Below are 11,344 nucleotides of genomic sequence, written 5' to 3'. Positions count from 1 at the left end.
TCTACGAGACTATTAAAGAAGATCTCTTATTAGCATCTATTTCAGGAGGAACAGAAATTATCGGTTGTTTTGTCATGGGCTCACCTGTTCATCCGGTCATTCGTGGGGGAAATTAGCTGTAAAGCATTAGGAATGGCTGTAGAAGTAGTCGACCAACGTGGTGCACCGTTTACGGTTATAAGGGAGATCTCGTATGTCTTCAGCCTTTTCCAAGCATGCCGATTACCTTTTACGGAGAAAACGGCGATGAACGTTTCCGACTTAATTATTTTTCAGATCGCCCGGGAATATGGACACATGGGGGGGATTTTGCAGAACAAACGATTGATCAGTCCTTCATTATTTATGGTCGTGCAGATACTGTGCTTAATCCTGGTGGTGTCAGAATCGGGACTGCAGAAATTTATAGTGTAGTCGAACAAATCAAAGAAGTAAAAGATTCAATTGTATTCGGCTTGCCTTGTGACAATGATGAAGAAATCGTTTTATGTATTGTAACCGACAATTTGTCGAAGGATTTAGCTCAACATATCCGTCAGCAAATACGCTCCAATGCTTCACCGCGTCATGTGCCAAGAAGGATTTATCAAGTAGATGAGATTCCTCATACGATCAATGGTAAAAAAGTAGAGGGAGCAGTGAAGAAAGTTGCAATAGGGGGGGATGATGTTCAAAATAAAGCGTCTATTCGTAATCCAGAGTGTTTGCAATCTTTTACAGATATTAAGACAAAGGAGTGCTATTAATGGCGAAACGACCGAATGGAGCTATTATAGGTATCGGTGAATTACAGCCAATACGTTATTCAGAAGGGAAAACAACCTTAGGTTTAATAGCTGAATCGGTACAACTGGCGATCAAAGATGCGGGGGGGATCTCAAAAGAGGAAATTGACGGGTTACTTGTAGGACCACAGGTTGGTGAAACCCCCCAACATGTACCAGCAACGGTATCAGAATATTTAGGTATTGAACCGACAATGTCCAATACCGTTGATTTAGGTGGGGGGGCAACCGGCGCCGGGATGGTTTGGCGAGCAGCAGCTGCAATTGAAGCAGGGATGTGTGAAACAGTTGTCTGTGTATTAGCAAATAAGAATGAAAAAGGAAATATACCACGTTCTCCTAATCGTAACCCCATTCGAGAATTTGATGTACCTTTTGGTGCCTCAGGTGCAAACACCTCCTATGCTTTATTAAAACGACAGCATATGGAAGTCTATGGGTCTAAGCAGGAAGATTTTGCTTGTATTGCTTATTGGGCACGTAAAAATGCGTTAAAAAATCCTAAAGCTATTTTTTATGATAAGCCAGTAAGTTTGGAGGATATTCTGGAATCTCCGATGATTTCTGATCCTTTACATCTATTAGAGATTGTGATGCCATGTGCGGGAGGAGCGGCAGTAGTGGTTACTTCAGCAGATAAGGCAAAACAAGCAAGTAAACAAGCTGTGTATTTGCAAGGTGCCGGAGAAAAAATCACCCATCGTGCCGTGAGTCAGGCACCTGCTATTGATAGATTACCTTTTGTCTATTCGATCCCACAAGCCTTAAGCAAGCGGGTATGGAAGGCAAGGACATGGATTTATTATCTCTATATGATTGTTATACGAGTGTAGTAGCTACGCAATTGGAAAGTATCGGTATCTGTGCACAAGGACAATTTTCTAAATTTGTACGAGATCATACGTTTGATCATACCGGAGACTTTCCTCTTAACACACATGGTGGCCAATTGGGATTTGGACAGGCTGATTTGGCAGGTGGTATGTCGCACGTAATTGAAGCAGTTGTTCAGCTAAGAGGCGAAGCAGGGGAGCGTCAAATTCCGAATATCGGGCATGCTCTTGTAACAGGAATGGTGCGACGCTAAGTGAAACTACAGCACTCGTGTTAGGAGGAGAACGATGAAGAACATATCATTCCCAGAACCGACCATTACTCCGACCAGTCAACCATTTTGGGATAAAATCAACCAGCAACAATTTTATCTTCCGCAATGTCAGGACTGTAAGAAGTGGATCTTCTATCCTCGTGAGCATTGTCCTCATTGCTTTGGCTCAGAGCTTACATGGAAACAAGCCTCAGGAGAAGGAAGACTGAAAACATGGAGTATCGTCCATCGTGCAGGACATCCAGCATGGCAGGAAAAAGTGCCGTATGTTGTAGGTATTGTCGAGTTGGAAGAGGGACCTTCCTTATTAACCCATTTGCTAATTGACAACCAGCAATTACGTTATCAATTACCAGTCACTATTTCGTATCAGCAATTGGACGAAAGATATCTGCCATTTTTCAAAAAGAAGGGAGATTAACACATGATCTACACATATCTCATTTTAATCGCAGTATTTTGGATAATCGGACTTGTGATATGGAACAAATTTTACAAAAATAACTAAAGGGGGGTTTTTTAACATGTTAACAGATTCTAGTCTGCTTTTATGGACTGTTATTATCTTATTAGTAGTCTATTTTGGTGTGGTAACATGGATAGGGCAGAGAGGTAGAAAGTATAGTAAATCAATGAATGGTTTTGCAACTGCCAGAGGGAAAGTAAGCCCTTGGTTAGTTGGCACAAGCTTTGCGGCTTCTTATTCCAGTGCTAACTTATTTATCGGTGTACCAGGACTTGCCTATCAATTTGGGACATCCGTATTATGGTATACGTTAGGGTGTTTTGGAGTATCGTGGATCGGTTTATTGATTTTTTCCAAACGTTTTGGCGTTATGGAAAATTCGGCCGTGTTTCGACTGTGCCGGAATGGTTGGGACGTCGTTATAATTCAAAAGCCTTGCAAGTAATTGTTTCGGTACTTATTTTATTTAATGTTTATTATATTGTTGGTCAGAATGTAGGACTTGCTACTATTTTTGAAACAGTTATCGGTATCCCGTATGTATGGGGCATTATTATTGGGGTAACTATTACAATTCTTTATATCGGACTTGGTGGTGCGTTCGCACAAATGATTACCGATGGGATCCAGGGATTATTAATGGCGATTGCTTCGATTTTGATTTTTGTTTCTTTTTTCTGGACAATTGGCGGTGGAATAAATGTATTTGGCGAATTAACCAGCCAATTAAATGCTGTAGATCCCAATTTAACAAAGGCTATTGGGGGGGTAGAGGGACCGTATAATAGTGTGTTAGCAATCATGGCAGTACAATTTTTGCTTTTTAGTTTTATTTTGATGCCACACTTATTAAACAAAATATTATCAATTGAAACAGAAGAAGAGTTGGCACCTTTTACGCTTTCAACCGGTGTAGTATTATTTGTTATTTCAACATTAATGGTATTAGGTGGTTTAGCTGCACGAGTATTATTCCCAGCATTGGACAGTGCGGATGCTGCGATTCCGATGTATGTAATTGAGTCATTCCCTACTATTATTTCTGCCATCATTATTGTGGGTATTATATCTGCCATACTATCAAGTACAGATAGCTTGTATTTAGGGGTAACAACAAGTATTGGAAATGACTCCTATAGAATATTAGCACCACTGTTTAAAAAGGACTTAACGAAGGAACAAATTGATTCCCAATCGCTGAAAGTGGCTAAAGGTTCTCTTATTGTAGTTGGTTTATTGTCCTTATATATTTCGCTAGATCGACCAGAATCTTTATCGATTTTAATTCAATTTAGCTTTTCAGCGATTTTATCGGGTATTCTAGCGCCAATTGCTTTGGGGTATTTCTGGAAGAAGGCAACAAATTACGGCGCGATTGCTGCTGTTATCACCGGAGCAGGGCTGTATGTCGCATTTACTCAGCTTAATTTAATCGAGAATATATATTTAGCAATGTTCTTTGCTTCTTTAGCATCCTTTGTCGTAATGGGCATTGTCGGATTGTTGACAGCCACGGAAAAACACGAAGAACTTGTATTGAAGAAAACAGTATAGCAGTCAAATCCAAAAGGATTAGTAGAATGATATTACCTACTAATCCTTTTGGAATATTAACGTGACATTAGTAGTTTATTTAAGATTTTCTTGACATATTATTTAACATTCGCCTGCCTTCTTCTGTTAAATAAACAGTCTTATCATTTAATAATTTCTTCGCTAAATTGTTTGTCATGGGTTTTGTATTTTTAGCCAATTGAATTCCTCCTCTATAGAGATCACTATTAGTATATGTACAACCCATATGTAGCGAAAGAGACAGCTACCCTAAATTAGTTGTGGATTTTTTGCATTTAATTTTCGTTGAAACTGATTTTTAGGAACTTTGAAATTTTTTGTTATAATAGCAATAAAAGAACCAATTATTGCATGTTATCGCAGACTATCAACCTTAGTGAAAATGTGTAAATGGAAGGAGATTGTATGACTAAACATAATGAATGGAATTTAGATAACAGTTATCAGCGATTGCCAGGCATTTTTTATTCGCGAGTTAGTCCTGTAGCGGTTAAAGCACCAATTTTAATTAAGCTTAATGAATCTTTAGCAAAGGAACTAGGTTTAGATATAGAAGAATTGAAAAAGGAACCGGATATATTTGCCGGAAATCAGCTTCCAGAAGGTAGCGTGCCGATTGCTCAGGCTTATGCAGGTCACCAATTTGCGAATTTTACGATGCTAGGTGACGGCCGGGCTGTATTATTAGGAGAGCAAATAACTCCAGAAGGAAGACGTGTGGATATCCAATTAAAGGGATCAGGAAGAACACCATATTCCCGTGGTGGAGATGGACGTGCTGCTTTAGGTCCGATGTTACGTGAATATATTATGAGTGAAGCGATGCATGGATTGAATATTCCTACTAATCGTAGTTTAGCGGTGGCAACTACTGGAGAGTCTGTACAACGTGAAATCGATTTCCCAGGAGCTATTGTAACGAGAGTTGCGTCTAGTCATATACGTGTAGGTACTTTTCAATTTGCAAGACAGTGGGGGGGAACGGTTGATGATTTGCGAGCATTAGCGGATTACACAATCGATCGCCATTTTCCTGATATAAAAGAAGATGATAATCCATATTTGTCCTTACTAAAAGAAGTTAGCAAACGACAAGCAGCATTAATCGCTAAATGGCAGTTAGTTGGATTTATTCATGGCGTGATGAATACCGACAATATGGCTATTAGTGGGGAAACCATTGACTATGGTCCATGTGCTTTTATGAATTCTTATGATAAAAGTACGGTCTTCAGCTCCATTGATGTGCAAGGTCGCTATGCGTATGGAAATCAGCCGGATATCGGTGGCTGGAATTTGGCGCGTTTTGCGGAATCGATACTGATTTTAATTAATGAGGATGAACAGAAGGCTTTACCATTAGCTAAAGAGGTTATCGAGGAATATGTACAATTATATGATCAAAACTATTTGAATGGTATCCGTAAAAAACTGGGTATAGTTAAAGAAAAAGAAGATGATACAGTGTTGATAAGGCGTCTATTAGACTTAATGGAGCAGCACAAAGCTGACTTTACCAATACTTTTAGAGCTTTAACATTGGATCAATTTGATGATAATATCCGACTTTTCCAATCAAAAGCATTCAAAGAGTGGTATCAGCAATGGCAAGATAGATTAGACGAACAAAATGAATCGAAAGAGCAAGTCCAACAATTAATGCGGACTCACAACCCTTCGATCATTCCAAGAAACCATCGAGTAGAAGAAGCAATCGAAGCGGCAGTTAGTGAAGCGGATTACCAGGTAATGGATCAATTACTGTCTGTATTATCTAACCCATATGCTTATACTGCTGATCAGGAACCATATACCATCGAACCACCAGATAGTGATGATAATTATCAGACCTTTTGTGGTACGTAAAGCATTTCTATCCAAATGTAAACTTAATCAATATTTCCCATGAACAACATCACTTATCCCGTGAAGCCTCATCTCCCATGATTAAAAAGCAATTTGTTTTTTAAATTGCTTAATAAATCAGCTTTTGAAATAATAGATTAACAGAATAGGAAGGGAGCACGAAGGAAAATGAATAAGATAACGCTTACAAACCCTGTTTTCTGGTCAGATGTGCCAGATATAGATGTGATACGAGTAGAAGATGCTTTTTATATGGTAAGCACCAGCATGCATTCGATGCCAGGATGCCCAATTATGAAATCGTTTAATCTAAGAGATTGGGAGATTGTTTCCTATGTGTATGACACATTGGAAGATAATAAAGCCCATGTACTGTTAGATGAAAAAGGTATATATGGACAGGGACAATGGGCAACAAGTCTGCGATACCATAATGAGACTTTTTATCTTTGCTTTTCGAGTAATGATATGAAGCAATTTTATGTATACCAAACAATTGATATCGAAAAAGGACCATGGACACGATCTGTTATCGAAGGTATTTATCATGATCCTGCTTTGCTTTTTGATGAGGACAGAGTTTTCGTCATATATGGCTGTGGAGATATCCGAATTACTGAACTTACATCCGATCTCTCAGATGTCAAAAAGGGAGGAATTGATCAGCTTTTATTAGAAACGCCAAAAGAAAATATAGGACTTCGATGTGAAGGCTGTCATGCATATAAAATAGATGAGGTATATTATTTATTATTTATCGAATGGCCAACAGATGGTAATGCAAGACGCAGACAAGTGTGCTATCGATCAACAGAACTGCTTGGAGATTATGAACGCAAAGTAGTATTAGATGATGATATGGGTTATCACAATAAAGGTATTGCTCAAGGGGGGGCCATCTTTGATACACCTGATCATAAGTGGTATGCGATGTTATTCCAGGATCATGATGCGGTTGGACGTATACCGTATGTGCTGCCAGTTGAGTGGAAAGATGGCTGGCCAATGATTGGAATAGCTGGAAAAGCCCCCAGAATCCATAGACATTAATCTGCCAACAGATGAAGCTAAACCATTAGTGATTAGTGATGATTTTAAATATGAGACAGAATCATTAGCATTAAACTGGCAATGGAATCATAATCCTGATAACCGGTTATGGTCTGTCACGGAAAGACCAGGCAATCTTCGTTTAAAAACGGGCCATATTACCAATCATGTATTACAGGCACCTAATACGCTCACACAGCGAACAGAAGGACCAAAGTGCAACGGTATCGTGTCGGTGAATCTTACCAATATGAAGAATGGCGATTATGCAGGACTAATTGCGCTGCAAAGTAATTTTGGGACAGTTGGAGTCGGTCAGAAGGAAAATGGCGATCGTTATGTCAGAATGACGATGAATAATGGAGAAGGACAAGAGCAGATTGTAGAAGAACAACCCTGTCCAGAAAACCATTTATTTCTGAAAATTCATTTTGATTTCGAGGAGAGTGTGGATCTTGCTAGCTTTTATTATGCAATAGATGGTAACGATTGGGTGAAAATCGGAGAAAAGCTGCAAATGAAGTATACTTTAGATCACTTCATGGGTTACCGAATTGGATTATTTAATTATGCGACACAAGAACCTGGTGGATATGTTGATTTTGATTATTTTCAATATGAACGTGGGTCACAAGTAAAATAAATAATTATAAAACTAGGCTGCATGCATCGTAAGAGTGCCCCCATAAAATGGTATAATGAAGAAAACAATTTTAGAGGAATGGACAGATATGGTGGAACAAAAAGAAAATAATATAACCAATTATTATATACATGCAGAGCAGAAGGCTAGTGATTATTTCCAACTTTTATTCACACAGGTAAAAGAGAAACGCTATGCAATAGAATTAGCATCAGATTTGAAAAAATATTTACGACATAAACGTTCCGAAAATCGCCCTTTTAATTTCGATCAATCTTCATCAAAACAGTATCGGCAATACATCCAGCATTTAACGAAAAGAGGAAAGCTCGATAATTATTTAGAAAGAAGTATCTCTTATATTTATATGCGGGATTTAGGCAGAGACATTACTACAGCAAGCATCCAGCAACGTATACATTCTGTAACAGATAGTCTTCGCGACTATCTGAGTAACCCTTCTCAAACAGAATGGTTTAGTTTATCGTCACTTTATCGTCTCGCACAGAATGAATCCCTTGAACCAACCTTTTTTTGGTTAATGGAAAAGCTGAGACATGTCTCCTCAGTTATACCTGAAGAATTAGATCATGTTCACGCGAAACGAAAGTTAATTAAGATTATTGCTGGGGTCTTAATACATGAAATAGAAGAGCTCAATCAAGATGTATCACAGGAGGAACGTGCTAAACGGTTAGATAAGGCCGTCCGAATTGGGTACTGTTATGGTTTGACCTATCCGTTTATTGATGACTTATTAGATGCAAGCTTTTTATCTGATCATGAAAAAGAACAATATGCAGATCTAATTCGTTCCACATTACTGTCAGGTCGTGTCATCCCTTTTACGAATTGGAAAGGGAAAAATCGCGAGACAATTAAACGAATTTATCAGGAATTAGCGACTGCCTTTGACTATTTAAAAACCAATCAGGAACGAGAAAATTTAGAAAAGTTTTATCAGCATGCCTATCTATTTTTTCATTCACAGGAAATAGACCGAAATAAAGAATTAACCAATACACATTACACCAATGAAGAGTTGTATGTGCCGATCATTTTGAAATCATCTTCCTCAAGAAGGATTGTTCGCTCTTTTCAAATTTTTACAACAGATGATCAAATTGAAGAAAGAATGTTTTATTATGGGATTTACAATCAATTGGCAGACGATCTTGCTGACTTGGATCAAGACTTAGCGGACGGAAGTGTAACGCCGTATACGTACTATCTAACCCATCATCAAAAAAGGGACGATTTAATCAATCCATTTGCACTTTATTGGACGGTGATTACCTACCTGATTCATGATGTTTTTCATTCAGATCGAAACACTTGTTTTATTATTTTGGACAGGGCTATCAACGGATTAAAGCGTTTAAAACAACGTTTAGGTTACCAAAGATATCAGGAACTAATGAAGCTTTTTCAAGTTGATGATAAAGCATTTGAGCAACTCTTGCAAAAAGCAGTTAGAAAATCGAAAAATGTAGCCTTTTTTGATAAATTACTCCGTGATCAAATGGTCAATACTTTAGAAAATGAACAACTTCAAAAACAGTATTTTCGTGATATATTGAAAAAGGTAAAAACGGAGATTAATCCTTTATTTAAAATGGAAGAAAAAAATAATGAGCAACATTTGAATCACCCCCCCTTAATTGATGCAGCTAATTATAGCTTGCAAGGGGGGGATGGCAAAAGGATTCGTCCAATCTTGACATGGGTGATGGCGATTGATGGATACAAATTAGATAAAAAAACATTATCCCCCCCTTACTTAAGGCAATCGAGTATATGCATACGGCATCCTTAATTTTTGATGACCTTCCTTCACAGGACAATGCTCAAATCCGGCGGGGTCGTAAAACGGTTCATGAGGTTTATAGCAGTGCAGTAGCAGAATTGGCTGGACTGTTTATGACGCAACGGGCAGTGGAAGAGCAGACAACACTGACACAATATGATGCTGAGACGGTTTTAGAGCTGATTGCTTATTCTACGAAAATCACTCAAGAAATGTGTAAAGGGCAGATTATCGACCTAGAATCAAAAGGAAAGCGACTCACTTTAGCCGAATTAAATCAGTTATGTTTTTATAAAACGGGGATAGGCTTTGAAGCGTCGATCATGATGCCTGCTATTTTGGCTAAAAGAGATGAAGAAGAAAGAACAATACTAAGAAAATTTGCGTATCATGCAGGTATTGCTTTTCAGGTGAAAGATGATTTGTTAGATATAGAAGGAGATACCGCGATATTAGGAAAACAAGCAGGTATAGATAAGCAGAATAATAGTGCTACCTTTGTGGCTATCTTAGGCATTGAGGGCGCTAAAAAAGAGATGTGGAATCATTATTGTGAAGCATTCGAGTCTTTACAAAAACTAAGCGTGGATACCGCTTTTTTTGAACAGTTTCTCCACTACATTATTAATAGAAAAAGATAAAAGTCTCCTATTATTAGGAGACTTTTCTATGCTCGGGATGATTTTCTTTCTTCTTTAGCGATCTTCATAAAAGTATTGGTTTCAGCAACGACAATGCCGGATAGAGCAAGTAATCCTATTAAGTTTGGAAATGCCATTAAACCGTTCATCACATCAGAGAAATTGAAGACGATATCTAGTGAAACGATCGCGCCGATAAAGATAAAAGCAATAAAAATATACCGATAAACTCTTACCCCATTGGCTCCTAATAAATAGTTTACCGACTTTTCACCATAGTAGGACCATCCTAAAATAGTGGAGAAAGTGAAGAATAGTATGCCAAATGTCACAATATAAGATCCGGTTGTTCCCAGGAATTGAGCAAAGGAAGCACTTGTTAAGGCAGAACCGTCCAGTCCTGAATTCCATTGGTCAGCCATGACGATCGTGATACCAGTAATCGAACAAATAATAATTGTATCAAAGAAAACCTGCGTCATGGATACCAATGCTTGTCTTGCGGGATAATCTGTTTTTGCAGCAGCGGCGGCAATAGGAGCAGAACCTAAACCAGCCTCATTAGAGAAGACACCACGGGCTACCCCATAACGGATAACGGTACCTAAAATCCCGCCACCAACTGCACTACCTGTAAAGGCATCTTCAAAAATGAAGCCAATTGCAGCAGGCACAAGATCAAAGTTTAAGACAATTAAGACTAGACCACCCAGGATATAAAAGGCAGCCATAACTGGAACAAAGTAGGCAGTGACTCTTCCGATACTTTTTATACCACCAATAATAACTAAGGCTGCTAATAGAGCAAAAACAATACCAGTAATAAATGGATGAATAGAAAATGATTCCTCTAAAGATGCCGCTGCAGTATTGGACTGCACCATGTTACCAATTCCAAAGGCAGCTATTGCTGCGAATATTGCAAATAACACTCCTAAACATTTGCCGAGCTTTTTGTTCTTGAGACCTTGTTCTAAATAATACATCGGTCCCCCAGACATTTCGCCGTTCTCATTTTGGACCCGATACTTAACCGCTAATAACGCTTCTGCATACTTTGTCGCCATTCCAACCAACGCTGTAATCCACATCCAAAAGACAGCACCAGGACCACCTGCAACTACAGCTGTTGCTACACCGGCAATATTACCGGTTCCGATTGTTGCCGCCATCGCAGTCGTCAATGCTTGATAATGACTAATGTCACCTTTCGATGTTTTATCCTGGTTTTTACTGAATGATAATTTTAATGCATATGGTAGAAGTCTAAACTGCAGGAATAACAGACGAAAGGTCAAATATAAGCCAGTACCGACTAATAAGACCAGAAGTGGAGGTCCCCAGACCCAGCCACCAATTTTACCTAGTAGTTCTGCACCTTCTTCATTGAATGTTGCCAACCA

General features: G+C 38.6%; 8 protein-coding genes and 2 pseudogenes. 9 read left to right on the top strand and 1 reads right to left on the bottom strand.

Annotation, left to right across the window (positions count from 1 at the left end; translation table 11 throughout):
- Positions 1-215 precede the first annotated feature (215 nt).
- From JCM21714_RS13300 to JCM21714_RS24330, 9 genes and pseudogenes are all read left to right on the top strand, one after another.
- Entirely contained in the window at positions 216-746 is a 531-nt protein-coding gene (locus JCM21714_RS13300; RefSeq protein ID WP_052000657.1) for an AMP-binding enzyme, read from the top strand.
- Complete coding sequence (locus JCM21714_RS13295; protein ID WP_235182865.1) at positions 746-1,618, top strand: thiolase family protein; 873 nt, start codon at positions 746-748, stop codon at positions 1,616-1,618. Before JCM21714_RS13300 ends, JCM21714_RS13295 begins: the two co-directional genes overlap by 1 nt.
- The gene (locus JCM21714_RS21885; RefSeq protein WP_235182864.1) at positions 1,579-1,872 is read left to right on the top strand and encodes a thiolase C-terminal domain-containing protein; all 294 of its coding nucleotides are present in this window, start codon (positions 1,579-1,581) and stop codon (positions 1,870-1,872) included. The genes JCM21714_RS13295 and JCM21714_RS21885 overlap by 40 nt, the downstream gene beginning before the upstream one ends.
- 34 nt (positions 1,873-1,906) lie before the next feature.
- Positions 1,907-2,314: a Zn-ribbon domain-containing OB-fold protein gene (locus JCM21714_RS13290; RefSeq protein ID WP_035725004.1), complete on the top strand. Its 408-nt coding sequence runs from the start codon at positions 1,907-1,909 to the stop codon at positions 2,312-2,314.
- Between the two features lie 103 nt (positions 2,315-2,417).
- Positions 2,418-3,913: pseudogene (locus tag JCM21714_RS13285) on the top strand (sodium:solute symporter family transporter).
- Between the two features lie 426 nt (positions 3,914-4,339).
- A complete protein-coding gene (locus JCM21714_RS13280; RefSeq protein ID WP_035725003.1) occupies positions 4,340-5,800 on the top strand; it encodes a protein adenylyltransferase SelO in 1,461 nt (486 codons plus the stop codon).
- A gap of 168 nt (positions 5,801-5,968) precedes the next feature.
- Positions 5,969-7,493: pseudogene (locus JCM21714_RS13275) on the top strand (glycoside hydrolase family 43 protein).
- A gap of 55 nt (positions 7,494-7,548) precedes the next feature.
- The gene (locus tag JCM21714_RS13270; RefSeq protein ID WP_369403596.1) at positions 7,549-9,309 is read left to right on the top strand and encodes a polyprenyl synthetase family protein; all 1,761 of its coding nucleotides are present in this window, start codon (positions 7,549-7,551) and stop codon (positions 9,307-9,309) included.
- Positions 9,291-9,941, top strand: coding sequence for a polyprenyl synthetase family protein (locus JCM21714_RS24330; RefSeq protein WP_369403595.1), 651 nt, complete (start codon positions 9,291-9,293; stop codon positions 9,939-9,941). The genes JCM21714_RS13270 and JCM21714_RS24330 overlap by 19 nt, the downstream gene beginning before the upstream one ends.
- Before the next feature lie 26 nt (positions 9,942-9,967).
- Here the strand turns inward: JCM21714_RS24330 and JCM21714_RS13265 are convergent, their stop codons facing one another.
- On the bottom strand, positions 9,968-11,341 hold the full coding sequence (locus JCM21714_RS13265) for an alanine/glycine:cation symporter family protein (RefSeq protein WP_035725014.1): 1,374 nt from the start codon (positions 11,339-11,341) through the stop codon (positions 9,968-9,970).
- Between the last annotated feature and the right edge of the window lie 3 nt (positions 11,342-11,344).

This window comes from Gracilibacillus boraciitolerans JCM 21714 (assembly GCF_000521485.1).
Taxonomy (GTDB): domain Bacteria; phylum Bacillota; class Bacilli; order Bacillales; family Amphibacillaceae; genus Gracilibacillus; species Gracilibacillus boraciitolerans.
Note: the sequence above shows the minus strand (reverse complement) of the source record. Positions and strands in the feature narration are given on the sequence as shown.